We start from the raw sequence: 25,653 nt of genomic DNA on the forward strand, positions 1-25,653 counted from the left end.
AAATAGGTTTAGCAACATGAAATAAAAGGATATTTAAATTGTGTAGGAGTATAAACCCTATTTGCAAGTTTATGTCAAGAAGAAAAATGCTTGATATTTTTTTCCCAAATAATTTTTTTGCTTGTCATAAAAATTTAGCTTTGGTAACAGGAAAAAAAAATCGGGAGGAATCTATGGCCACCAAAAGTATTTTCAGTGTCTGCGGAATGTGTACGGTCAGATGTCCCATCCAGGTGGATCTGGATGGAGATGATCTGAAATTTATACAAGGCAACCCGCACTCCCCGCTCAAGGGAGCCCTGTGCGCCAGGGGTGCGGCAGGACCGGGCCTGTTAAAGGATTCCGACCGGATTCGCCATCCTCTCATCAGGGAAGGAGAAAGGGGGGAAGGCAAATGGCGCAAGGTCACCTGGGACGAGGCTTTTGACTATGTTGCTGAAAGACTGCAGGCCATTACCCAGGAGTACGGAGCCAAATCAATTCTCTGGTCGGACCGGTCGGGTCCCTTTGCTGATCTGCATAAGGCCTTTGTAAAAGGAATGGGCTCAGTCAATTACTGCAACCATGACGTAACCTGCGGTCGAAACGTCCATCACGCTGCCCAGTCCCTCATGGGCCTGGGTCGGAAGGGAACTGTATATGACTATAAGAATGCCAAGCATGTTATCCTTCAAACAAGAAATATTTTTGAAGCCATCAATGTCAAGGAAGTCAATGATCTGCTTGATGGAATGGCTGCCGGGACAAAGCTGACCGTCATCGATATCAGGGCGACAATAACAGCTGGTAAGGCTGACCGGTTTTTCCAGATCAGGCCGGGAACTGATTATGCTTTTAACCTGGCAGTGATAAATGAGCTGATTAATAAGAATCTGTATGACTCAGAATATGTAAAAAAATACGTGGACGGTTTTGACAAACTCAAGAGTTTTGTCAGCGATTACACTCCAGAATGGGCAGAGGAAAAGACCGGAGCCAGGGCCAGAGACATAAGGGCTTTTGTGGCTGAGCTGGGTAAGGCTGCTCCTGGTGTTATCTGGCATCCTGGATGGATGTCCGCCAGGTATGATGATTCGTTTTACGTTGCCAGGACAGCCTATATCATCAATGCCCTCCTGGGCAGTATCGGCACCAAAGGCGGACTGCCTCTTTTGGCCAAGCCCGGTGATTGTGATCGCAAGGGCTTGAACTCTCTGGCCGGGCAGTTTCCAAAACCCGAGGACAAGAGGGCCGACGGAGTGGGATGGAAATACCCTCATCTTGATGCAGGCCCGGGTTTGCTGAATCTGGCCTTTAAGGCCATTGAGACCGGAGACCCTTATCCGGTCAAAGCCTATATTGTTCACCGCCATGACCCTATGATGGCCCTGCCTGATCCTGAAGCCATGAAAAAGATTTTTGCCAACCTGGATCTCATGGTCTCAATTACTTTTTCGTGGTCCACCACGGCCTGGAATTCCGATGTGGTCCTGCCCATGTCGCCCTATCTTGAAAGGGAGAGCATCATGGCCTGTAAGAATGGTCTTAAGCCCTTCTTTTTCGTACGCAAAAGGGCAATGGAACCATCCCTGGATACCAAGGCCGACTGGGAAATCCTGACCGGGATCGCCAAAAAGATGGGCATAGATAAACTGGCTTTTGATTCGATTGAAGATATCTGGAAATTCCAATTGGAAGGCACTGGAGTAAGCCCAGAAGATTTTGATGCCACCGGAATGGTCGGACTTACGGACAAGCCCATTTACTTTGACCGGGATAATCTCAAATTCAAGACCCCTTCAGGCAAGATTGAGATTATTTCCGCCAAATGGGAGGAAAATGGCATTCCATCTCTGAAGCCTTATGAGGATAAGCCGGTCCCTGAGGAAGGAAAGTTCCGGATCGCCTTTGGCAGATGTGGAGTCCACACCCAGGGTCATACCATGAATAATCCGATCTTGCATGAGCAGATGCCGGAAAATGTGGTCTGGATCAACAAGGACAAGGCTCAGGAGCTGGGTATTCAAAATGGGGATACAGTTGTGGTGTCCGGTACAAACGGCTATTCTGGAAAGACCAGGGCCTTTGTGACGGAGTTCATTCATCCTGAAGCCGCCTTCATGGTCCATGGCTTTAATAGCGGTGTACCTGCTGAAACCAGGGCCAGGGAAAAAGGAGTGGCCGACCACAGACTCATGGTGGGAGGACTGGAGAAGTGGAGCAAAGCTGGAGGAGGCCTTTCTCTGCAGGAACATTTTGTGACAATTGAAAAGGTCTGACAGGACAGGAACGAAAATAAAACTTAATAAGAGCAGACAGCCAGCATGCCATGCTGATCAAAAAGGCCGGTCAGATTGTTGACCGGCCTTTGCTTTTGGTTTCAGGATCCCTGGGATTAAAAGAGATCAATGGTCAATAGTCATGTTTCCAGAAAATGCCGATGCCTCCTTCACTGTCCGAGTCAACATTGCTTTCCAGACTGATGCGCGGGGAAAGTTCCACTTCCACTGATACGGAATCAGTCCCAGGTGCAGTTCCTTTTTTTACCTGGACATAGACCCTTTCATGGACATATTTTCCCAGGCCGAACTGGGTATAGCCCTCTTCCGGGTCCCTGGTGATGTCGATGTCATCCACTCCAATGATAGTCCTGACTTCGCCCATCAGGTCCGGACCGGTCTGGCCCAGGGCTAGAACCCTGGCTGCATTGGCCAGCTGGATGGCCTGAAAAGGAGTCAGGGTACTGAGGTCTCTGCCAAACAGTGTCCAGGCCAGGATTTCATCCTGGGGCATTGGGGGATCTGAGGAGAGCAGGAGTTCGGGATTAAGGGCCGGCCCGAACACCCGGACATTGATGATCCGGTCCCGTTGCCGGTATTCAGCGCTGATGTCAATATTGGGATCCGGCGGAAAAGAACCGTCGAGGTTGACATAGGATTCCCGGACCAGATTGAACCGGCGGTCCAGGAGCATGAGCCTGCCCCGGACAACATTCAGGCTGCCCCGGACGGATGGAGAAGAGGTCTGACCGGTGATCCTCAGATTGCCTTCCCATTCAGAATCCAGGCCCCGTCCCCGGACAAATACTCTGGAAGGAAAGATCAGGTCCAGGTCCAGGCTGATGGGATAGCCAGGCTGAACTGCACTCCTGGTAACAGGGTGTTCCTGGTCAGGAAGATTGATTTCAGTCACGTCCAGATCCACCACCCCCGGAGGGGCCTGGTCTGGCAGGGAAGCTTCCACACTGCTGAAAACGATCCTTCCGGCCAGGTCGGCCTCTGACTTGTCCCCGGATATTTTCAGGGCAGCGCTGGACACCGTCACTACAGCCAGGCTGTGGTTGGCAACCCTGGCATTCTCAACGGCCAGTTCCATCTGCCAGGGCATGTTTCCTTCAGGAGCGAACTCCAGGTAGCCGGAACCATTGATCCGTCCGCCTGCACCGTCAGATCCCCTTAGAATGTCCAGGTCGATCCGGTTTTGATGGGTTTCAGCCCGGATGTCCAGGTCGGTCAGGAAGAGTCCGGTATCAATATGCTCAAAGGAGGCACTGGTAATGTTTAGCATACCCTTTAACTCCGGAGCCTGGAGAGAGCCGGCAATGCTCAGGTCGGCTGTTAGTTCTCCGGTCAGGATCTGATCAGGAGGCAAGGCAATGGCAGAGACACTTTCCAGGTCCAGACCGGCTGTAAAGCTGCCGGACAATGGAACAGGCTGGTCCAGACTTAAGCTCAGCGGGACAATTGAAAACGAAACAGGCAGCTCAAGATTAAGCACTGCCAGACTGGCAGGTTCCTGTTCCAGGTCCGCCTGGAGTTGAAGCCGGCCAGATGAGGAAAGAACAGAGGCTGTTAAAATCATTGGGTCAAAATATTCCAGATCAGGCCCGACAGGAGTCAGTCCGTTCAGCTGCAGCCGGGCTTCCAAAGCCGGTTCATCAGATCTTCCAGAGATTTCCAGGTCCATACTGACCGTCCCCTTGATTCTCTCTGAAACGGCCAGTGGAATTTCCCTGGCTGAAACATTATCAAGGTTGAAGTTCATCTGAACCAGATCCTGGTTCAGATGAACACTGGTCCGGAGAGTACCAGAGCCAACTGAGAGCTCCAGCTGGTCAAGGAAAAGAAGATCAGGAGCATACTCAAGGCTTGCAGGCTTGTTAAGCAGGAATTCTTCATAGGCATAGAAGCCGGAAAAAGTATTAAGACTGAGGATGTGCGTCAGGTCCTGCCGAGTGTACTCTCCTTCCAGGACCACCTCAACAGGATGGACAGCCTTACCCTTAAGGTCGCTTTTGAACTGCACATGGTCTGGAGTTCCCAGGATGTCCATTCTGGCTGTTTGCAGAACAGCCCCGGGTGTCCTGACCCCGGACAGTTCCAGGGAACCCTGGAAAGAAGGGCTGGTAAAAGCCTGATCCACCTCTCCAGATATGTTCAATCCGGCCACGGTCAAATCCTGGATGACAAGATCCCGGCCGGACAGATAAGCCTCTACATACTGCTGGCCCGCATGGGGTCGGAGATGGATCCGGGAAGAGATTGAGCCGGAAAGGTCAAGATCAAAAAGTTTCCCCAGTCTGTCCAGTTCATTAAGGTCGGTTTTAATTTCTCCCTGAATGATATTCTGGGCAAAACGGTAATCCATTTCTCCGGCCATGGTCAGGCCGGGACCTGCTGCCCTCAGCTCTTTGACCAGAATTTTTTCGGAATCAACAGCAAAGTCCGAGGTCAGGTTCAGGTGGATGCCGTTCCGGACTACTGCCAGATCAAGATCACCAGTGGGAAGCCCCTGTTCCAGAACAGCCTCTGCTCTGAGGTGGGCGCTCAAAGCGTTAATGCCTTCCCACTGTAACTCTGGGATCTGGGCAACCAGATAAATTTGCGGAGCTTTCAAATCCCCATGAGCTTCAAAGTCCACTGAGGCAGTCCCGGATATTTTCTGGCCAACGGCCAGACCGGCATTGACTAGGCCATGAATGTCCAGCAGAGCTTCAGCATCCAGGTCCCCGGTCCTCAGACCTATGCGGCCTGAGCCATCCAGATTGAATTCACCGGCCACGACCTCTGCCTCAAGGATCTGCAGATCAAGGTGTTCATCAAGGCTGATTTTGGCATTCAGCCGGGGATTTGGTCCAAGCAAAACAGCCACAATTTCCTGATTAGAATTCAGCTCGGACAGGGAGATATTTGCCTTGGCAAAATGCGAGTGATGCTGGACACTCCCATGGGCTTCAATGTGTGCTGCAAGATGGGACTTGAAAAAAGGATCTTCCGGTCCAGGGATGAAGTTCTGGACGTCATTAACACTTATTTCCAGTTCTGCAGCGTAGTCGAGGGTCTCTGGGTCAAAATAACCCTGCAGGTCTGCATTTAGGTCCTGGCTGGTCAGAGTGGCTACATCAGCCAGGAGGATTTTTTCAGATGTATAGGAAAGGTTAAGATCGATCCCGAATTCCTGAGGCAGCTCCTGGTATTGTTCCAGTTCAGCACCGCGTACTTTCAGACTGGCCAGAAGACTGGCCGGAAGGCTTGATTCATGACCCAGGCTGAGATGACTTGTAAGGTCTAATTCATCCAGGGACAGGCCGTGTCCGGAAATTCCACCCAGACGGGCCTGGGTATTGACGGCCAAACGGGTTGCCGGTCCTTTAGCAGCTGCAGAAAGGACCAGGGGCTGAGAAGAAGTGAAGTCGGTATGCTGAAGAAAAGGATTTATGTCCTGTAACTCCAGGTCAAGGTCGGCCCGAAGCTCCATGTCGGATATGGCAAGATCAGCCGAAGCTGCCAGCTTGATGGCAGGAGAGGTTATGTCCAGCCGGTCCAGGATGATGCGTTCACCAGATTTAAATCCAGTCTTGAAGTCCAGCTTCATTGCATTCCCTGTTAAATCAAAGCCATGCATTGGAACGAGTTCCGGGTTGACATAGACCTCGCCCAGGCCGGTGAGGAAATAGAGATCTTCTTTTTCCAGGCTGAGCCCCAGATCAGCATGAAAGGCATCTTGCCCGTCCAGGAAAAGATGAGCTTCCCATGTATCCACAGGACCTGATCCCGCCAGGGTCAGCTCCACTTGATGGGGCCATCCCGGGATGTCCAAAAAAGAATTCAGGGTTCCAGCATCAAAAATATGCAGATCAAGGTCCAGGTAGTAAGGATCCCTTGTCAGGGCAGCCTTGAGCTTTACCAGGGTGACAGGCTGATCTGTTCTGTTCAGCTCAAGACCGGCCAGGGAGAATCCCTGACTGTCGGCCACAAGCTCAGCCTCAAGGTTGAGGGACATTTGTTCATCCAGAATGCTGTCTGAAATCAGTATTTCTTCCAGGTAAAGCCTTTCCATGGTCAGAGGGGGCAGAGGCCAGGTCCACCTGGGTATTTCCGGAGACCAAGGCTCTCTTTCCCTTTCCACAGGAGAAGGTGATCTTTTCAGGTCGATCCAGGCGGCCCCTGCCTCATGGATATGAATGCTACCCTTGAGCAGCTGCCAAAGGGACCATCTGAGACGGGTCTGGCTGATGGAAAGCCAGGTACCCTGGTCGTCTTTGACCTCGATTTTGTCAACAGAAAGGTCAAATGGTATCCGTCCGGAGATCCCAGTGACAACCACCTGGACCGGCTCCCGGTCCAGAGCCCTGTTCAGGGTATTCTCCAGAATCTTCTGACCTGGTCCGGTCTGGATCAGGATGAGCACAAGGCAAAACAGGGTCACCAGCAGGGCGACTCCTGTTGCAAAGAAGATAAGAATGGGGCGGATGGATCTGATCATGGCCTTTAAAATGCCTGTCCAAGACTGATATATATTTGAAAGCTGTCGTCAATGCCTTTTCTTCGGTTCAAGGGAAAAGCCACATCAGCCCGGATAGGGCCGAAATCGGTATAAAACCTGTAGCCAAGCCCCCAGCCCCAGTAAAACCTTTCGTCAAAGTCGGGATAAGTACTTTCGTAGGCCCGTCCACCATCCAAAAAAGCTACCAGTCCGGATCTTCTGGTCATTTTAAGCCTCAATTCACTGTTTATCTCTGCCATGGACAACCCTCCCACAGGATTGTCGTCTTCCAGAGGACCAACGGATTGATAGGAATATCCCCGGATCGAGCCTCCTCCTCCTGTATAGTATCTTTCATCAGGAGGGACTTTTGATTTGCTTTCAGCATTTATGGTGCCTATTGCCGCCCTGTTGGCCAGGACCACCCTTTTGTCCGGAACGAGTTCAAGGTAGGTGTTAAGGGAGGCATAGGTTTTCAAAAACCTGGTTTCAGTGTCAAGGGTGTCAAAAAAAGGAATGAGTCTTACATTCAGCCTGATTCCTGTACCCGGATCAAGGATATCGTCCCGTCCGTCCCAGGTTAGATCGGTGGGGAAAAAAAGCAGTCCCAGGTCGCTTTTTTTATCCAGCTGTTCCACCCTGGCCAGACGATATCCTACTCCGGCGGCCACGGAAAGTTCGTTGGTAAGGATACGTTCAAGCATGGCCGTTGTGAAAAGACTCTTGGAATCATAAGCATCCTGTTCTTCCTGGACAAGCCCGGCCTTTAAGCGAAGGTTTTGATCAGGCCGGATGAAGCCGGGAATAGTGTAGCTTCCTTCAAGGGACTTTAAAGTGTCGGACAGGCCAAGATCAAACTCCAGGGTTTCTCCCTTTCCAAGCAGATTTCGATGGGTCCAGCCCAGTTTCAGTTCCGGCCCGATATCGGTCTGGTATCCCAGGCCGGCCCGGACTGTCCGGGGCTTTCTTTCGGTGACCACAACCTGCATGGGCAGAAAATCTTCATCCAGAATCTCGTGCCCGTGGTTGACTTCAACCACAGAAAAGAGTCCGCCAGCTGTCAGACTTCTTCGCAGGTCATCCATAAGAGGGGCCTTAAAGGGGTCACCTTTTTCCCAGGTCAGACGGTCCAGTACATATTCTGGCCTGACCCTTGAAAGGCCGGATATTTCTGTGTCTCCAAACCGGGCCGATGGACCAGGATCTACTGCATAGCTGATGGAAGCAGAATGGTCCTGGTGGTCGATTATTACCTGGCTTATTTCCACCAATGGAAATGGATAACCCTTGGCCCGCATGTCTCTGACAATGGTCTGGCGGGCTTCCAGGACCCGGGCAGAACGAATTCTTTGGCCTGGCTCAAGGTTAAGGTCTGCCGGCTCCGGCATGGCCACCCGTTGTTGAGACACAGGGCAAATATTTACAACTGAAACCTCCCGGATCAGGTAGGCAGGGCCGGTGTTCACGGTAAAGGTCACCCTGATGGGGGTGATGTCCTGATCAATGGCATAGCTGATGTTCGGAGAATAGTAGCCAAAGGACCTCAGGGCTCTGCTGAACTCTGCCGTGTCAGACCTTATCCTCCGAACCAGCTGAGCCATGGTCATGGGAGGGCGGTTTTGCAGACTCACAGTATCGGACATGGCAATCAGGGTCTGGCGAAGATTTGTGTCCAGATCTCCGGTGACTGTAGTCTGGTAGACCATGGCAGAGCTGGTTCCGGCCTGTTCACCTTCCTGTCCGGGGACCTGATCGGGGAAGGCAAGGACCAGAATAATTAGGATGAAAAATATATATAAATTTGAGCGCATAACAGGTCTTTTTTGGAGATGACTATTAATCTTTTGTTGCAGATTATTCTGATGGTCACTGGGAACAAATGCAAATTGGTGCACCAGACCAAAGTTAATGCCTGGATTAGCGCTTTAAAGACAGATAAAGACTTGGGCCAGAATTTCCACTTTGGTATTGCAGGGACAAGCCCTGCCTGACGAATTGGGTTGCGGACAAAGGAATGTGCTCATCCGGATCAGGCCCGGTCTGGTTCGAACCTTAGTCCGCCCTCAAGGCAGTTCTCTTTACCTGCAGGTGCAAAAAAGTTATAAATTTTTTTTTAACTGCCAACAATCAGTTTATAAAGGAGAACATATGTCCTGCTCAATTGATCCCCATGTTATTGAAGATACTATCTTATTTCATGGCCATAACTGCCCCGGGCTGAGTATCGGGATCAGGGCTTCAGAAATGGCTCTGCAGAGCCTTGGACGCCAAAAGGGCGACCAGCTGACTGTGGTGGCTGAAACAGACATGTGCGCCGTCGATGCCATTCAGTTTTTAACCGGATGCACCTTGGGCAAAGGCAATCTCATTCACAGGGATTATGGAAAAGTTGCCTTTTCTTTTTTTGATCCTCTTGGCCAGCGGGCAGTCAGGCTGACTCTCAAGGCCGGCTGCTTCGGACCTGGTCGAGAAGAAATGCGTTCGCTTATGAAAAAGTCCCAGGCTGCCATGTTTTCTGCACAGGAGAAGGAAAGGCTGGTAACCCTCAGGCAGGATCAGATCAGAGAAATTATGACCAAAGAGCTTACAGATCTTTTTGAATTGACCGAACTGGACCAGTCCCCCCCGAAAGGTGCAAAAATCCTGGACAGCCATGAGTGCTCATCCTGCAAGGAGTCGACCATGGAGTCAAGGGTGAGGCTTTATGACGGACAAACCTACTGCATCCCGTGCTTTGAATTGATTGATCAGAAAAAATAAACATTAAACGGAGTATGAATGTGAATAAGGACGGAAATTCAGCTATTCTTCTGGCTGCATTCGGGACCTCTGTGCCTGGAGCAGACCAGGTTTATGCAGACATGGAGAAAAAGGTCCGGGCCGATTTCCCCGGATTAGAAATATACTGGGCGTATACTTCCAAAGTCATTCGGGAAAAGCTGGCCAGACAGGGTAGGACCTTTCTTTCTCCTGTCCAGGCCCTTGGTCTGATGGCTGAGCATGGCTTGGCCAGGGTGGCCATGCAGTCCCTGCTGATAATCCCCGGTCTTGAACATCATGACCTGATCAGGACCAGGGCCTCGCTGCAGGGCCTTCCCAAGGGTATTGAGAAGATCAGCCTTGGTGCTCCGCTTTTGAATTCAAGTCTTGATATCCAAAGATTCACCCGGGCAATGCTGGACAATGTTCAAAGCCAAAGGAGTCCTGAGGAAGCAGTCATCTTCATGGGACACGGCAGTACCCATCCGGCCAATGTGTTTTATGCAGGTCTTCAGTATCAATTCTGGCTTCATGATGAAAATATTTTTGTTGGAGCAGTTGAAGGCACTCCAGCCCTTGAAGACATTCTGCCCCTGCTCAAAAAAAGAGGAGTGTCAAAAGCTCTGCTGTTGCCCCTGATGGTGGTGGCCGGAGATCACGCCATTAATGACATGGCTGGAAAGCAGACCGGATCCTGGATGTCTACTTTGGAAGACAATGGCGTTGAAGCCCGGGTCCTGATGCAGGGCCTGGGGTCTTTCGACAATGTCGTGGACATCTGGATGGACCATTTAAAGGAAGCAGTGGCTTCCCTCTGACCCCGGACAGACCCTACCCGATATAGTTGGGAAGGTTTATGAATATCTGGGTGGTGAAGTTGATCATTTTGTTCATGATCCAGGGGAAGGCAAAAAGCAGGACCAGGAAAATGGAGATGATCTTGGGCACAATGGTCAGGGTCATTTCCTGAATCTGAGTTGCTGCCTGGATGATACTGACAGTCACCCCGACCAGCATTCCAACTCCAAGCATGGGCAGTGCAATCATCAGGGTGGTCTCAATGGCCTGTCTGGCAAATCCGATGACAAAGTCGGGGGTCATGTTTTCTCCTGGTCAAACTATCGATTTATCTTGATGAACTGGTCCTGGTAAGGGGCATCATCAGTATTAACTGCCGGCAGTGTTCCCGGGCCTGGGTCAGGCAAAACTGTTTACCAGGGACCCCACCAACAGATTCCAGCCGTCAACCATTACAAACAGCAGCACCTTGAAAGGCATCGAGATCATGACCGGTGGAAGCATCATCATGCCCATGGACAAAAGGATGCTGGCTACCACCATATCCAGGATAAGAAACGGAATATAGATCATGAATCCGATTTGAAAGGCAGTCTTGAGTTCACTGATCACAAAGGCCGGGATCAAGAGCATGGTTGGGACGTCCTCCCGGGTTTCAGGACGGTCTTTGCCAGTAATGGAATAAAAGATGGACAGGTCTTTTTCCCTGGTGTGCTTGAAGAGGAATTCACGCATGGGTTCTTCAGCATTGGCCAGGGCTTCCCGGTAGTCAATATCCTCGTTGAGGTAAGGCTGCAGGGCTTCGTCATTTATCTGTTTGCCTATGGGAGCCATAATGGCCACAGTCAGAAAAATGGCTAGGGCGGCAAGGACCTGGTTTGGAGGCATCTGCTGGGTGCCCATGGCGTGGCGGATGAATGAAAAAACTATAATGAGCCTGGTAAAACAGGTTGCTGTCAAAACTATGGCCGGGGCTACCGACAGCACTGTCAAGAGAAAGATGATTTCCAGGGTCACAGCCACCTTTTCAGGTTCAGCCTGACTTCCTGAGAATTGCATGGAAAGGGTGGGAATTATTGGTTCCTGGGCCAGGACGATTCCCGGGATCAGAACAACAAGGCTAGGAACTGCTGTCCATATCAGCTTTTTTAGCCAGGACCCGGGCAAATTTCTGGTCGCTTTCTTCATCAACCTGTATCTCCGTCAAGAGGTTTATCCGGGAGTCGGTGACCCCCAGTACCAGGTCTTTATTCAAAAAGCGGACCACTACGATGCTCTTTTTGGGACCAATACCCAGGGTGGCCACGATCTTGAGCATGTTTCCCGAGCCCATTCCCAGGCCAGCCTTATGGCCGAAGCGCTTGAGCAGATAAAAGCCTAAGAAGATAAGGCCCAGGATAATGAGCAGGGCAGAGGCCATCTTGACCCCGGCCAGGCCCATATCCAGGGAACTGTTGACTGCGTTATCCAAGCTGCTTGATCCTCTCAATGGGGCTGATGATGTCTGTTAATCTGACCCCGAATTTTTCATTTATGACAACAGCTTCTCCCCTGGCCACCAGTTTTCCGTTGACATGAATCTCCAGGGGCTCTCCAGCCAGCTTGTTGAGTTCAATGACCGAACCCTGGCCCAGTTGCAAAAGCTCATTGATCAAAAGCTGAGTGCTTCCCAACTGGGCAGTGACAGTCAGCGGGATATCCAGAATGAACTCCAGGTCTCTTTTGGTTCCTTCTGGTTTTTTCTTAGCCTCAGCTGTCATGTCTTTGAACTGGGGCTCTTTGCTTTGGGCGGAAATGGACTGCTGGGTCTTTTCATCCTTGATCTTTTCTTCTTCCTCAGCTGCCAAGGCTTTGGCCCATTCATCGGCAAGATTGTCGTCCTCGGCCTCTTCTTCTGACTGCTGGTCAACCTCGGCCAAGTCCTCCTGGGGGTCTTCCTGATCGCCGAGGGCAGCAGCCCATTCTTCAGCCAGCTTATCCTGATCTTCAGTTTCTTTTTTTTCGCGTTCTTGGTTCATGTCAGCATCCTTGCTAAAAATTTGTTTCTTCTTCCTTGATCACCTGAAAGGCCTTATTTCCTTTTACAAATCCTGGAATTCCATGAAATTTGACCACACCCTGGACCTGGGCCTTGAGTAGATCTTCTTCGTCTGTGTCCAGAACCAGGATATCCCCTACCTCGAGGTTTAAAAGCTGGCGTCCGGTTATCTGGCTGTGTCCAAGGGTTATATTGACGTCAACAGGTATCTCCATGAGTCGCTCCTTGAACCTGGTCAGCCAGGCGTGGTCTACTTCCAGCCTTTCTGACTGGTAGGCTGCGTAAAGTTTAGAGCGGATGGGTTCAATGGTGGCGTATGGGAGGCAGATGACCAGGGAGCCAATGGCATTTTCCAGTTCCACCTCAAAACTGACCACAACTACAACATCGCTGGGCGGGACTATGGTGGCGAACTGGGGATTAACCTCGGAACGACTGAGTTCTATTCCCACCTCATGAACCGGCCGCCACGCATCTTCCAGGTTGTCCAGAAGCATCTTGGCCACCTTGGTAACAATGCTTTGCTCTATGGGGGTGAAATCCCGGCCCTCGATTTTGGGCTGGGAGCCGGCACCACCGAAAAAATTTTCCACCAGTGCAAAAACCAGTCTGGTGTCGATGATCATCAGGGCGTTCCCCCTGAGAGGGTCAATTTTAAAAATATTGATGCTGGTGGGTACTGGAAGTGACCGCATGAAATCGCCAAACTTGGACATGTCAATGGAAATGGGATTGACATCCACTCTTTTGCGCATGGAATTGGCCATGGCATTGGTGGAAAGCCTGGCAAAACGGTCATTGATGATTTCCAGGACCGGCATTCGACCCCGGATGATCCGGTCCTGGTTGGAGATGTCGAAGTCAACCACACCGGAGTCATCCTCCATGATGTCGGTTTCAGTTTCGATCTCCCCACCGGTGAGTCCCCGAAGCAGGGCATCAACTTCGTTCTGGTCGAGTATTTTGTTCATATCTGCCTGGTGATGGTTTTTGTGGTCTTAAATATGCTTACTGGACCACGAATTCGGAAAAATAAACCTTAACCACCCTGCCGGGTCCGATAATCTGATTCAAGCGTTCCACTATCTCGTTGCGCAACTGGATCTTTTTCTCCATTGTATCCAGGTCGGAGTAGGCCTTGCTGGACAGCAAAAGCAGGATAGCGTCCCGGACCCTGGCCATGTGGTTTTCCACATCCCTGGCTGCCCGGCGGTCAATAACATCCACCTGCAGGGTGGTCCTGAGATATCTGCGGCCCAGGGGGTCGGCCAGGTTAACCACAAAGGGATCAAGGGGGACTACAACGGTGGAACCCAGATCTACTTGCTGTTCTCTGGGTGCTGTAGGATCTTCTGCTTCTCCGTTATCCGGCCCCAAAAAATAATTATAGCCAAAATACCCTGCTCCAGATAATAGGGCCAGGATTAACAGCAAGATGATCCACTTCAGAATCCCTGATTTTTTTTTGACTTCTTCAGTGTTTTTTTCCTGGTCTTTTTTCTTGGGGGGCATTTGTAATCTCCGATGATAGTAATGTATTGTTGGAGCCGGATTATATCATATCGGCTGCTTTATCAATGTTTCATATCTTCAGATATAAGCTCCGGCCTTGGTTTTCAATAATATTTCCACCCTTCGGTTCTGAGATCTGCCCTGTTCGGTCTCATTGGACGCCACAGGGAAGTGAGGTCCGTACGCGGAAATGGAGAGCCGTTCATCAGGAACTCCGTTTATGATCAGGTATTCCATGACAGCCGTGGCCCTTTCTGCTGCAAACTCATAGTTATCTTTGTGTATCCCTGGAATGTCGTCGGTATAACCTGCAATATTCACGGCTGACGGCCAGGCCATGACCAGGGGGACTATCTGGGCCAGGACCTGCCTGGCTGCAGGATTCAGAGTGGTCTGACCAAAGGGAAAGAGCAGCTCATCGGTCAGCATGAGGGCTATGCCTTCAGGTCTGGCCAGCACCCTTAAATTTTCCTGCAGGGTACTTTTACTGATTTCCGGGGGCAGAACGTCATCTGGAAAGAGAAGATCCTTGATGCGATTTTCTTTTTCCAGTATTTCCCAGGGTTTTTCCAACAGGTCCTCGAATATCAGGAACCGGTCTGGAACTCTGCCGGCCGATCTTGGCGAAATAAAGGCAATGTCTTCCTGAAAAACCGTTATGACCTCCCGGATGATTTCCCTGTCAAGGGAAGCCATGCTTAAAAGCAGGATGAAAAAAGTCAACAGGATGGTGACCATGTCGGCAAAGGTGACCATCCACAGGGCTTCAATGGGTTTTCGCTGTTTTTTTTTCCTGGCCAAGACGTTCTCCTGCTGTCTTCAGGCAGTCATCCCTTTATCCGGACCTGCTTACCGGGACTCCTGAAAAAATGACAGTGAAAAGGCTCACCGCTCAGGACGGGGCCCGATATCAAAAATGAAATCCCGGTATATAAAGCCTTCTTCATCCCTGGGTGCCGGCATAACAGCCTCATCCACCCTGGCGTGGGTCCATTCAGGATTTCGTCTGTCCAGAACGATTTCCACTCTGCGATTGTTTCTCCTTCCGTCATCTGTCCTGTTGCTGTATCTGGGCCAGAATTTGCCAAAGGCTTCAAGCCTGATCATGTCTGGATCAACTCCGGATTCTAAAATATATCTGTAAACATTGAGCACCCGGTGTAAAGACAGCTGCCAGGACGGGTTTATGATTTCCCTGTCCCTGAGGGCTTCGTGTTCAAGGCCGAATTCATCCCGGAGCGGAGAGGTATGCCCGGTAATAAGAACAGGGTATTCAAGCTGCTGCAGAACAGGAATTACCTGGTCCAGCAGATTTTCACCGGCCGGAGTCAGATTTACCTGTCCGGGATGATACAGGATGTCGGTGTTGATGGAAAAAATCTGGACAAACCTGTTTTCCACAAAGTTGAGATCATCGGTCTTGTCGTCCCATAGTAGAGGCTTGAGCTGCTGCAGATCTCCTTCGTCCGGCATTGGGCCAGGTTCAAGGACCCAATCCCGCTCTGTCCGGCTAAGGACATCCTGTTTGGCCGTACCTACGCCAAATGTGCCGGTTATGGAGCCCAGAACCAGCTTGACCCGTCTTGGATCAATGAATGAAGCAAAGGTGATGATCAAGACGAAAAAGGTCAGCAGCAGGGTCATGATGTCAGTAAAGGTCACCAGCCAGGGTGCAAGGCCGCTTCTGAACTTTTTTTCTTTTTTCTGCCGGGGCATGTCAGTCTGTGATCCGCCTTATTTTTGGAGGCAGATAACTGTTGAGTTTTTCTTCGATTATCCTTGGGTTCTCTCCTTTGGAGATGCAGAGAATTCCTTCCAGCATCATTTCTTTGGCCAGAATTTCTTCCTTGCTCCTGGCCCGTAATTTGCCGGACATGGGATTGAAGACCAGGTTTGCCAGAAGGGCGCCGTAAAAAGTGGTGATCAGCGCCACGGCCATGGCAGGCCCGATGGCGCTGGGATCGTCTAAGGCCTGGAGCATCTGGACCAGCCCGATGACCGTCCCGATCATGCCCATGGCCGGGGCAAATGACCCCATGATTCCCAGAATCTCAGCACCTGTCTCGTGCCGTTCCTCAAGATAAGATATCTCTGTTTCCATTATTTCCTGGATGGTCTGGGGTTCCAGCCCGTCCACTGTCAGCTGCAGCCCTTTTTTCAGGTACTGGTCGTCTATGTTTTTGAGCATGGGCTCCAGAGACAGGATCCCCTCCCTTCTGGCCTTGTTGGCATAATCCATGAATTGCTCAATGATCCTGGAGGGGTTGTCCACTTTGGTCATGAAGGTATTTTTTACAATTCCGATCACCCCGAGGACATGGCCCATGGGATAGTTGACCAGAGTGGCTCCGATGGTTCCGCCCAGAACAATAAGGGCTGAAGGGGCGTTCAAGAAGATCAGCGGACTGCCCCCGAATAGGATGGCCGCACTAACCAGTCCAAAAGCGATGACCAGGCCGAGTATGGTTGCCAGATCCATTTACATATCCTGAATGTTTTATTGGTGCAGATGTATTGAATGTTATCGGCAACAAAGGCCGGGATGTTTAATCTTTCCGGCCAGGACAAACCAGGCAGCCCTTAGCAGGTCTTAACACCAAAAATTCCGGGCTGCAGTGAAAAGACAGCATGTTGGCCTGAATCAGGAAAGACGGTTTATCCCTGGACTTTGCACTCCGGCCTTGGTCCGAACAGGGCTGTGCCCAGCCTGATCAGTGTCGCCCCTTCTTTAATGGCAGCTTCAAAGTCTCCGGACATGCCCATGGAGAGATGAGGCAGTTTAACCCCTAAACGTTTTTTCAGCAGATCTCGTTCACTTCTCAGTGCGGCAAAATAAGGCCTTGATCTTTCCGGGTCATCAAAAAAAGGGGGCATGGTCATCAGTCCTTCCAGCCGAAGATGGTTCATGGCCAGGATCTTTTCAGCCAGATCCGGAAGCTGCCCTGGTGAGGTTCCGGATTTCTGGCTTTCACCGGCCAAGTTGACCTGAATGAGCACAGGCTGGATTATATCCAGACTCTTGGCTTTATTATGCAAGCCCTGAGCCAGTTTTTCAGAGTCAACAGAATGGATCAGGCTGAACCTGCCGCTGACGTATTTGGCCTTGTTGGACTGAAGTCCTCCAATAAAGTGCCACTTTAGGTCCTGGTGGGCCAGCTTTTCCATTTTGGGAAGTGCTTCCTGGACATAATTTTCTCCAAAATTCAGGTGGCCGGCCCGGGCCAGGGCATCAATTTTTTCCAGAGGCTGCTTTTTGGATACGGCAATCAGGGTGACCAGCCGGTCCGGGCTGCCAGCAGCGGCCAGGGCCTTGCGGATTTTTTGGTTTAGTTCATCCAGGTTCTTCAGCAGCCTGGATTCCAGGCTGCCAGCAGCAGATTGTCCTTCAGCAGGGGTCACATTCGTCTCCCAGACAGTCATCTTCTTCAGGATAAGAAGCCATGGGTCCATCAACAGCCAGTCTGGCAAAAACCAGATATCCGGTGTGAGCCACCATTCTGTCGTCAGGTCTGAGTCTTTCGGGTACGGGCTTGTATCTTCGGACCAGTATCTCCAGGACCTCGACAGAGGTGAAAGGTCCACGTTCCAGAGCATCCAGCAGGGTGCTGACCTGATTGGCGGTGGGCAGCAAAAAGCCTATGGGCCCTCCGGCTAATAGGGTACCGGGGATATGTTCAAGATAATCCCACGGAGTCCGTACATCTAGAAATAGCGCATCAACATTATTCTGGTCAAATCCCAGGGAGATATCCCTGGCAATATTTTCAACCCTGGCTGCCAGGCCGTTTTTCTCCAGGTTGGATCGGCAAAGGGTGGCAAATTCTTCTCTTCTTTCGTATGAATAGACCCTTCCTTCATTACCAACAAACCAGGCCAGGGCTGTAGTCATGGCACCTGATCCTGACCCGGATTCAATCACTCTGGAACCGGGTCCGATACCCAGTTTGACAATGATGTAGCCTATATCCTTGGGGTAGATGATCTGAGTCCTGCGTTTTACTGACTTGATGAGGTCGTAAAGAGTGGGCTTGAGAACAGTGTAGGTCCTGCCCAGATGAGTGTCGATACGACTGCCGAAACCCCTTTCCATGACTTTTTGCATTTGAAGCTGTCCGTCATTGGTGTTAATGGTCTCCTCAGGGTTGGAAATCCTAAAGTAACGCTTGCCCTTTGGACTGACCAGCATTACCAATTGTCCAGGGTTTATCATAATTATGCTTTCTCCTTGACCGGTTGGAGCTGAAGCTTTCCGGCTTTAGGGGATTAACAGATGGTTGCAGGGAAATCGATTCCAATTGTCTGGTCCCGGGGCAAATAAGCCGGGGTTTTCTTGCCAATCAATTTTCTTAAGGGTTTTTATACAAGCAGTAAAGAGGCAGATAAACGGTACTGGTTAATGTTTGAATTCATATTCGGACCTGTCTGGTCCTCAAGGCTCGGATCTTCCCTGGGCATTGATCTGCTGGGAAGCAAAACATGCAGTTTTGACTGTCTATACTGTGAGTCCGGGAAGACCGAAGCAAAGACAGTGGCTAGAAAGCCTTACGTTCCCCTGGAAAAAGTTGAACAGGAGCTGACACGGTGGTTCAGCTGTGATCTCCAGATTCCTGACCACATCACTCTGGGCGGGGAGGGAGAACCCTGTCTGAACAGTGAGCTGGGCACCATACTGGATATCGTTAAGAAGCTCAGACCAGACATACCTGCAGCTGTCTTGACAAACTCATCATTGTTGAACGATCCCGGAGTCAGAAAGGAGCTTTTAAAGGCGGATGTGGTCCTTCCATCCCTGGACTCCATGGTAGAGGAGGAGTTTCTCAGGATTAACCGCCCCCATCCCGGTATTAAGCTGAAACAGATCATTCAGGGCCTGATGGACTTCAGGCAGGAATTCAGTGGGAAATTGTTTCTGGAGGTCCTGATTCTGCCGGGAATCAATGATTCCCTCAGGAACCGGGAACTGTTGCTGGATTTTTGTACTGTACTTAAGCCGGACCGGGTGGATCTGACGACCATGACCAGGCCTGGAGCCCACATCGGCCCGGATATGCCTGACAAATTGTTTCTTGAAGCCTGGAACAGGGATTTCAGGGCTTCTTCCAAACAAGAAGTTACAAGGGCAAGTCAGGCATGCATAACCGGACCAGCTGTGGAGCAGAGAATAAGGGCTTCTGTCCAGAGAAGACCACAGACCATGGAACAGCTGGTCCAGGCTCTGGGGATTCACAAGGAAGAAGCACTGGCTGCCCTGGCAAGTCTGGAGTCCTCAGGGAAAATCAGGGCTCTGACCGATCAGGCTCAAAGCCAAATATTTTATGCTGAGGCGGACCGATCATGAGTGGAAAGGGAAGATACCTTTTCAGAGACAGTTTTTGAGCGGTCCACTTCAAAAGAAACTTTTTTAAAATATCAAGAGGAAAGAATGGCGGTTAAGAAAAGAAGAAGAAAGATGTTCATCAGTGTTCTGCCTGGAGAACAGATCGAGCTGATTCTGGCCCTGGACGGGGTAATCCAGGAGTACTATGTTGAAATGTTAAATCAGTCCAAGACCAAAGGAAATATCTACAAGGCCAAGATCCACAACATTGATCAGGCCCTGCAGGCTGCTTTCATCAATTACGGGGCTTCCAAGAACGGCTTTCTCCAGGTGGATGAAATCCATCCGGAATACTATCAGAGCGACATCAAGCCGCTTAGAGGAAACAAGTATCCTCCCCTGCAGAGGGTGCTCAAGCCCGGACAGGAACTTCTGGTTCAGGTGGTCAAAGAGCCCACGGGCAATAAGGGGGCTTTTTTGACCACTTACCTGTCTTTTCCGGGTCGGTACTTCGTGCTTACCCCGGGCCGGGAACAACTGGGCATATCCAGGAAGATCGAGGATGAAAAAGAGCGGGAGCGGTTGAAGTCCATAGTTCAGGAACTGAAGCTTGATGAGGGGCTGGGAGTGATTGTCAGGACTGTGAGTGAGGCCCGCAACAAGACCTGTCTGTCCAGGGATCTCCAGTTTCTTAAGAGGTTATGGAAGGAGGTCCGGAAAAAGGGCATGGCTGAAAAGGCCCCCTCCCTGGTTTACGAGGAAAAGGACCTGGCTTTCAGGGCGATCAGGGATTACCTGACCGAGGATGTCTCTGAGGTCTGGGTGGACCATGAACAGACCGCTGCCCAGGTCCAGGAGTTTGCAGCCCTGGTTTTCCCGAGACGCAAGAAAATGGTACGCATTCACTCTGATCCTGAGCGGACTCTTTTGGAAAGGTTTAATCTGGAAAAGCAGTTGAGCCAGATATTCTCCAGAGAGGTTGATCTGCCCAGCGGAGGGCAGCTGGTCTTTGACCAGGCCGAGGCCCTTATGGCCGTGGACATCAATTCTGGTAAAATCGGCGGAGAAAAAGACTTCAAAGAAATGGCCTTCAGAACCAACCTGGAAGCGGCCAGGAGCATTCCGCATCAGTTGATGCTCAGGGATGTTGGCGGCCAGGTGGTCATTGATTTTATTGAGATGAAGGATAAAAAACATGTCAATGAAGTGGAAAAGGCCCTGAAGACTGCAGTCAAGGCGGACAAGGCCAGGACCGACGTTAACAAGATGTCCAGGTTCGGCCTTGTGGAGATGGTCAGACAGAGGCTGGGCACCTCAGCCCTTTCAGTGACCATGCGCAGCTGTCCGGTTTGTGAAGGAACCGGAATGGTCCGGAACATGGAGTGGCAGGCCCTCCAGTCCCTGAAGGAAATCTACCGGCTGCTGAGGAGGAAGAATTGTCCTTCACCCCTGGAATATACGGTGGACAAGGAATTGGCTGTTTATCTTCTGAATAGGAAGCGGGACAAGCTTTTCAAGTTGGAAGAAAAGTTTGACCGTCAGATATTCATTGTTCCCCATGAATAAAACCGGTCCGGCCAGAGTGCTGGTTCATATCTGCTGTGCTCCTTGCGCCCTGTATCCTCTGGAACTCCTGAAAAAAAGAGGATATGAAATAATGGGACTTTTTTTTAATCCTAACATCCATCCCTTGAGGGAATATCTGAAAAGACGACAAGCAGTTGCCGAGGCAGCCAGGGCTCTGGAGATTGAAGTTGTTTATCTGGACAGGGAGTACGATTTGACCACCCATATGCGGAGGATGGTGTTCCGGGAAGACCAGAGATGTTTTCTCTGTTACCATCTAAGGCTGGAAAGGACCCGGAATATAGCCCTGAATGGAAGGTTTAACTATTTCACATCCACTCTTTTGTACAGCAAAAGACAGAAGCACCAGCTTATCAGTAAGGCTGGCGAGTCATTGAGTCTGGAAAAGTGCTCGTTCATGTATGAGGATTTCCGTCAGGGATGGAATCAGGGGCAGGAAAAAGCTGAGGCAATGGGCGTTTACAGGCAGGACTATTGCGGGTGCATCTACAGCGAGTTTGAGAGGAACAGAGCTGATCTGGAAAGGCTGATAAAACAGGCTGATAAGTAGTTGCTGGTGGTAACAGATCTTTTGGAACATGCTGCTCTACATTCATATTCCATTTTGCATCCGCAAATGCCATTATTGTGCTTTTTCTTCCCAGGAGCATATTCCAGACCTTGAATATCTGTATCTCGAGGTGCTCAAAGAAGAAGCGCAGCGCAGAAAGGCCCTGGCTGAGGACAGGGTTATTACCAGTGTTTTTCTAGGCGGTGGCACGCCAACGCTTTTTTCCACATCATCTATAGCCAGAATCACGAGCATCATTGCTCGGAACTTTTCCCTGGCCTCTGGGGCCGAGTTCACCATTGAGGCCAATCCGGAAACCATAATTGAAAAGACATATCCCAGTGCTTTAAAATCCCTTGGAGTTAACCGGATAAGCCTTGGCGTTCAAAGTCTTGACGATGAAGTCCTGGCCAGTATCGGAAGGGAGCATGATTCAGGACAGGCTCTGAAAGCAATGAGACTGATCCGGGAAGCTGGCTTTGAAAACTTTGGTCTGGACATGATCTGGGGCCTGCCCGGCCAGACCCTTAAGGGGTGGCTTGATGGTCTGAAGGTTCTGACCAGGTACAGACCCAAGCATGTTTCATGCTACGGTCTGACTCTGGAGCCGGGAACCAAAATGCAGGGCTGGGTGAGTAGCGGAGAGATGTTCCTCCCGGAGGAAGAGGTGCAGGCCAAGATGTATATCTATGGTGCCGAGTATCTGGAATCCGAGGGAATTCTTCAATACGAGGTTTCCAATTTTGCCAGGATGGGCTACGCATGTCTGCATAATACTGGTTATTGGGAAGGAATGGATTTTCTCGGCCTTGGGCCGTCGGCTGTAAGCTCCATGGATGGCCAGAGGTGGCGTAATCCTGTTTCGGTCCGGGACTATGCACAGATGGTCAAGGGATCTTTCAGAGATCTTGAATTTGAGAACCTGAATTCCAGAGACACCATTAATGAAAGGGTCATGCTTGCCCTCAGGACCTCAAGAGGGCTTAATCTCAAAGACTACAGAGAGCTTACAGGTCAGGACTTCTGCTCCAGGTACAGATCTGTTATTGGAGTTCTGCACAAGAACAACCTGATCAGACTTGCCAACGGCTATTTGCGTCTGACTAAAAACGGGATGCTGGTGAGTAATTCCATTATTGAACAGTTTATTTTCTGACCCAGGGCAGCCGGGTGAAGACCGGGCCGTCTTAATGAATGGATGGGTGAGCTTAAAAGAGAGTTGCACAAAAATAGTCAGGTCATCACCAGGAACAGTTATATGGACACACGGGACAAAATTTTGAATGTTGAGGATTTTGTCCAGATCCGAAGTAACCGGGATCTGGGCAGGATAGTCTTTACCAATGGCTGCTTTGACATCCTCCACCCTGGACACGTGGACTATCTGGAAAGGGCTTCATCCCTGGGGGATACGCTGGTGGTGGGCCTGAACAGTGATAAGTCAGTCTCCAGACTCAAAGGACCCAAGCGTCCTGTTAATCCAGCCAGGGACCGGACCAGGGTCCTTGCCGGCCTGGCGTGTGTGGGATTTGTACTGGTCTTTGAAGAAGACACTCCCTATGAGCTTATTTGCAAGGTCCGGCCTCATGTCCTGGTCAAGGGAGGAGACTGGCCAGTGGAAAAGATAGTGGGACGGGACATCGTGGAAGAGACGGGTGGAATGGTTTTGAGCCTCGAACTTACTCCGGGACATTCAACATCCAGGATCATTGACAGGATCAGCAATGGCTGAGCAGAAAGTGTATCAGCACAAAAGACTAGACTATACCCTGGATGAACTGCTGGAAATCCTGGGAAGGGAAGGGGTGCTGTCCCTGGATCAAATCGGATGGATCAGATCCAGATACAGGCTGTCCCGGCCTGAACAGGGAAAAGATCTTGATTTCATCATCTCTCTGGGGCTTAAGATCCAGGGGGACAGCCATGAGTTCAAGCTTGATGAAGAGAGGATCCTCAGAACCCTGGCTGACCACTTCAAAATGGAGTTCAAGCGGGTCGATCCGGTGGAGTCGGATATTGAGGTCACCACCAGGACCATTTCCGAAGGATTCGCCAGACAGAACATGCTGGTTCCATTGCGGGTCCTGAACGGCTGTCTTGAGGTCCTGGCCTTCAACCCTTTTCAGCCGGAAATTTGGGAGGATATGGAAAAGGTATCCAGCCTTCCGTGCAAGGTTTTTTTAGGGACCAGACATGATATTCTCAGGCTGATCGATGATTTTTATCAATTCAGATTGTCGATTCTTGAAGCAGAAAAGGAGTTTGCATCAGGACGGGGACCTGGCAACCTGGAGGGTCGGGTCAGAATATCCGACAAGATTGATCCTACATCCCAAAGACATATAATAAAGGCCGTGGATTACCTTATGCGTTCCGGCCTCAGGGAACGGGCCAGTGATATCCACATGGAACCCAGGCGAAACCATTGCCAGGTCAGGTTTCGTATTGACGGAGTTCTGCACAGCCTGTACCGGCTGCCACCCATGGTTCACCAGGCCATGCTCAGTCGGATTAAGGGTTTGTCCGGCATGGACATAGCTGAAAAGAGGAGGCCCCAGGACGGCAGGATCCAGCTGGTTCTGGACCAAATTCCTACTGATGTTCGAGTGTCCACGGTTCCAGTGGCTTTTGGCGAGAAAATGGTTTTAAGGCTCCTGTCCGGGGAAACCACCCTGAAAAAGCTTGATCAACTGGGCATGGACAATGATCAGCTGAATATATTTCGATCCTTCATAAGCAGGCAGAACGGTCTAATCCTGGTAACAGGGCCGACTGGCAGCGGTAAATCCACTACCCTTTACTCCACTTTGAAGGAGCTGGTTCATCCGGGCATAAACTTGGTTACCCTTGAAGACCCCATAGAGATGGTTACTGAAGACTTTAATCAGATCGGAATCCGGCCCAGGATAGGCGTGGATTTTGCGGGTATGCTCAAATATGTTCTCCGCCAGGACCCGGATATCATCATGGTGGGCGAGATGCGGGACTCAGAAACCGCCCATCACGCTGTTCAGGCCGCACTGACCGGACACCTTGTTTTGTCCACCCTGCACACCACAGATGCCTCTTCCTCCCTGACCAGGCTTCTGGATATGGGCCTGGAGTCTTACCTCATCAATGCCGCAGTGGTGGGCACAGTTGCCCAGCGTCTTGTAAGAACCATATGCCCCCATTGCCGGGAAAAAAGAGAATTGCCCCTGGATGAGAAAAGGGGACTGGGGCTTGAACACGAGCTTGCAGGACTTGGGGAACTGCATGAGGGTAGTGGTTGTGAATACTGCCGCAAAACAGGATACTTGGGGCGGATGGGAATTTATGAAATAGTTGGTTTTGACCAGGAACTGAAGGAAATGATCAGAACCGGACAGGACCTGGGGGCCATAAGGGAAAAGGTCCGGCAGCAGGGCGTGCCCAGTCTGTTCCAGGCCGGAATCAATGCGGTCAGGCGTGGTCAGACAACGATCGAAGAAGTGTTGAGAGTGGTGGGTGTTGAGCAGTAATCTGAAGCAGGGAATATAAAGCGGAAGATGGTGGCGGTTTCGAAGTTCAGGTTTGCGCTGAATGTTTTGGTTCAGGCCGGATCATGATTCTTGCTTCTGAAGCCATGGCTGAAATTTGGATGATAAAGTCTTGATCTTCTGGCCTGCTCCGTTGCTGGCAGGATCAGAAACACTGCCTGGCCGGTAATGTTGCGCTCAGATACTGTCTGTTCAAGTTTCTCCAGGTCGGTCCAGATGATCTGTTCGTCACTCCAGCCTACTTTCCAGCCTATTGCTATCAGGGTGTTGGGGGGCAGTCCTGCCTCAAGCAGATCAGCTCTGATCTTTCCGGACAGCCCGGCTGAAAGATAGATTGCCATGGAGCTTTTGGAAGCAGCAAGCTTCTTGATTTCCTGACTGGAGGGAACTTTTGTCCGGCCTGAGACCCGGGTGATGATGAGGGTCTGGTTTGTTTCGGGCTGGGTAAAGGATATCCCGGCCTTGGCTGCCCCAGCAAAGGCTGCAGTTACGCCTGGAATGATTTCATAAGGGATTCCCTGTTGCTCTAAAAGAAAGGTCTGCTCCTGGATGGTCCCGAAAATGGAGGGATCACCGGTATGGACTCTGGCCACTGTGTTCCCGGCCTGAAACCCTTCAGTCATAATGGTGTGAGTCTGCTCCAGGGTCAGTCCTGCACTGTCGATTATTGATGAAGCTGATGAATTTTTAAAGAGCGCTGCTGGAACCAGAGAGCCGGCATAGATGATCAGATCAGCTTTATTGATGATGTTCAGACCCTTGACAGTAATCAGTTCCGGATCTCCTGGACCAGCCCCGACAAAATAAATCTTTCCCGTTGAACTCATTG

At 50.7% G+C, this 25,653-nt stretch carries 23 protein-coding genes; 9 read left to right on the plus strand and 14 right to left on the minus strand.

Annotated features, from left to right (window positions below):
• Nucleotides 1-173 precede the first annotated feature (173 nt).
• The gene (locus P771_RS0103340; RefSeq protein ID WP_028574019.1) at nt 174-2,258 is read left to right on the plus strand and encodes a molybdopterin-dependent oxidoreductase; all 2,085 of its coding nucleotides are present in this window, start codon (nt 174-176) and stop codon (nt 2,256-2,258) included.
• Nucleotides 2,259-2,391: 133 nt separating this feature from the next.
• Here P771_RS0103340 and P771_RS0103350 read toward each other — a convergent pair whose 3' ends face one another.
• The gene (locus P771_RS0103350) at nt 2,392-6,744 is read right to left on the minus strand and encodes a translocation/assembly module TamB domain-containing protein (protein ID WP_028574020.1); all 4,353 of its coding nucleotides are present in this window, start codon (nt 6,742-6,744) and stop codon (nt 2,392-2,394) included.
• Between the two features lie 5 nt (nt 6,745-6,749).
• Nucleotides 6,750-8,555, minus strand: coding sequence for an autotransporter assembly complex protein TamA (locus P771_RS0103355; RefSeq protein WP_028574021.1), 1,806 nt, complete (start codon nt 8,553-8,555; stop codon nt 6,750-6,752).
• A 337-nt stretch (nt 8,556-8,892) separates the two neighbouring features.
• Between P771_RS0103355 and P771_RS0103365 the strand changes: the two genes are divergently transcribed.
• Nucleotides 8,893-9,504, plus strand: coding sequence for an FmdE family protein (locus P771_RS0103365; protein ID WP_028574022.1), 612 nt, complete (start codon nt 8,893-8,895; stop codon nt 9,502-9,504).
• 20 nt (nt 9,505-9,524) lie between these two features.
• The gene (locus tag P771_RS16310; RefSeq protein WP_161635938.1) at nt 9,525-10,322 is read left to right on the plus strand and encodes a sirohydrochlorin cobaltochelatase; all 798 of its coding nucleotides are present in this window, start codon (nt 9,525-9,527) and stop codon (nt 10,320-10,322) included.
• A 13-nt stretch (nt 10,323-10,335) separates the two neighbouring features.
• Here P771_RS16310 and fliQ read toward each other — a convergent pair whose 3' ends face one another.
• From fliQ to P771_RS16315, 11 genes are all read right to left on the minus strand, one after another.
• A complete protein-coding gene (gene fliQ / locus P771_RS0103375; RefSeq protein WP_028574023.1) occupies nt 10,336-10,605 on the minus strand; it encodes a flagellar biosynthesis protein FliQ in 270 nt (89 codons plus the stop codon).
• 96 nt (nt 10,606-10,701) lie between these two features.
• Nucleotides 10,702-11,361, minus strand: coding sequence for a flagellar type III secretion system pore protein FliP (fliP, locus tag P771_RS0103380; RefSeq protein ID WP_244147292.1), 660 nt, complete (start codon nt 11,359-11,361; stop codon nt 10,702-10,704).
• Between the two features lie 61 nt (nt 11,362-11,422).
• The gene (gene fliO, locus P771_RS0103385; protein WP_028574025.1) at nt 11,423-11,773 is read right to left on the minus strand and encodes a flagellar biosynthetic protein FliO; all 351 of its coding nucleotides are present in this window, start codon (nt 11,771-11,773) and stop codon (nt 11,423-11,425) included.
• Nucleotides 11,766-12,320 carry a flagellar motor switch protein FliN gene (gene fliN / locus P771_RS0103390; protein ID WP_028574026.1) on the minus strand — a complete coding sequence of 185 codons (555 nt, stop codon included), beginning with the start codon at nt 12,318-12,320 and terminating at the stop codon, nt 11,766-11,768. Before fliN ends, fliO begins: the two co-directional genes overlap by 8 nt.
• A 13-nt stretch (nt 12,321-12,333) precedes the next feature.
• Entirely contained in the window at nt 12,334-13,311 is a 978-nt protein-coding gene (fliM, locus tag P771_RS0103395; RefSeq protein ID WP_028574027.1) for a flagellar motor switch protein FliM, read from the minus strand.
• A 37-nt stretch (nt 13,312-13,348) separates the two neighbouring features.
• On the minus strand, nt 13,349-13,852 hold the full coding sequence (locus P771_RS0103400; protein WP_028574028.1) for a flagellar basal body-associated FliL family protein: 504 nt from the start codon (nt 13,850-13,852) through the stop codon (nt 13,349-13,351).
• 78 nt (nt 13,853-13,930) lie between these two features.
• Nucleotides 13,931-14,653: an OmpA/MotB family protein gene (locus tag P771_RS0103405; RefSeq protein ID WP_028574029.1), complete on the minus strand. Its 723-nt coding sequence runs from the start codon at nt 14,651-14,653 to the stop codon at nt 13,931-13,933.
• 84 nt (nt 14,654-14,737) lie between these two features.
• Entirely contained in the window at nt 14,738-15,568 is an 831-nt protein-coding gene (locus tag P771_RS0103410; RefSeq protein WP_028574030.1) for an OmpA/MotB family protein, read from the minus strand.
• Between the two features lies 1 nt (nt 15,569).
• The gene (locus P771_RS0103415) at nt 15,570-16,331 is read right to left on the minus strand and encodes a motility protein A (protein ID WP_028574031.1); all 762 of its coding nucleotides are present in this window, start codon (nt 16,329-16,331) and stop codon (nt 15,570-15,572) included.
• Nucleotides 16,332-16,507: 176 nt separating this feature from the next.
• Nucleotides 16,508-17,251, minus strand: coding sequence for a YggS family pyridoxal phosphate-dependent enzyme (locus tag P771_RS0103420; RefSeq protein WP_035243842.1), 744 nt, complete (start codon nt 17,249-17,251; stop codon nt 16,508-16,510).
• Nucleotides 17,238-18,062, minus strand: a complete 825-nt coding sequence (locus P771_RS16315; RefSeq protein ID WP_084301633.1) for a tRNA (adenine-N1)-methyltransferase — start codon at nt 18,060-18,062, stop codon at nt 17,238-17,240. The genes P771_RS0103420 and P771_RS16315 overlap by 14 nt, the downstream gene beginning before the upstream one ends.
• Before the next feature lie 186 nt (nt 18,063-18,248).
• Between P771_RS16315 and P771_RS0103430 the strand changes: the two genes are divergently transcribed.
• The 6 genes from P771_RS0103430 (at nt 18,249) to P771_RS0103455 (ending at nt 24,806) form a co-directional block, all read left to right on the plus strand.
• Nucleotides 18,249-19,190: a radical SAM protein gene (locus P771_RS0103430; protein WP_028574033.1), complete on the plus strand. Its 942-nt coding sequence runs from the start codon at nt 18,249-18,251 to the stop codon at nt 19,188-19,190.
• An 84-nt stretch (nt 19,191-19,274) separates the two neighbouring features.
• Nucleotides 19,275-20,735, plus strand: a complete 1,461-nt coding sequence (locus P771_RS0103435) for an Rne/Rng family ribonuclease (protein ID WP_035243935.1) — start codon at nt 19,275-19,277, stop codon at nt 20,733-20,735.
• Nucleotides 20,701-21,306, plus strand: a complete 606-nt coding sequence (locus P771_RS0103440) for an epoxyqueuosine reductase QueH (RefSeq protein WP_244147283.1) — start codon at nt 20,701-20,703, stop codon at nt 21,304-21,306. Before P771_RS0103435 ends, P771_RS0103440 begins: the two co-directional genes overlap by 35 nt.
• Before the next feature lie 28 nt (nt 21,307-21,334).
• Nucleotides 21,335-22,462: a radical SAM family heme chaperone HemW gene (gene hemW / locus P771_RS0103445; protein WP_028574036.1), complete on the plus strand. Its 1,128-nt coding sequence runs from the start codon at nt 21,335-21,337 to the stop codon at nt 22,460-22,462.
• Nucleotides 22,463-22,564: 102 nt separating this feature from the next.
• A complete protein-coding gene (gene rfaE2 / locus P771_RS0103450) occupies nt 22,565-23,038 on the plus strand; it encodes a D-glycero-beta-D-manno-heptose 1-phosphate adenylyltransferase (protein WP_028574037.1) in 474 nt (157 codons plus the stop codon).
• A complete protein-coding gene (locus P771_RS0103455) occupies nt 23,031-24,806 on the plus strand; it encodes a GspE/PulE family protein (protein WP_035243844.1) in 1,776 nt (591 codons plus the stop codon). The genes rfaE2 and P771_RS0103455 overlap by 8 nt, the downstream gene beginning before the upstream one ends.
• Before the next feature lie 71 nt (nt 24,807-24,877).
• Here the strand turns inward: P771_RS0103455 and cobM are convergent, their stop codons facing one another.
• The gene (gene cobM / locus P771_RS0103460) at nt 24,878-25,651 is read right to left on the minus strand and encodes a precorrin-4 C(11)-methyltransferase (RefSeq protein WP_028574039.1); all 774 of its coding nucleotides are present in this window, start codon (nt 25,649-25,651) and stop codon (nt 24,878-24,880) included.
• Nucleotides 25,652-25,653 lie beyond the last annotated feature (2 nt).

Source organism: Desulfonatronovibrio hydrogenovorans DSM 9292 (assembly GCF_000686525.1).
Classification (GTDB): domain Bacteria; phylum Desulfobacterota; class Desulfovibrionia; order Desulfovibrionales; family Desulfonatronovibrionaceae; genus Desulfonatronovibrio; species Desulfonatronovibrio hydrogenovorans.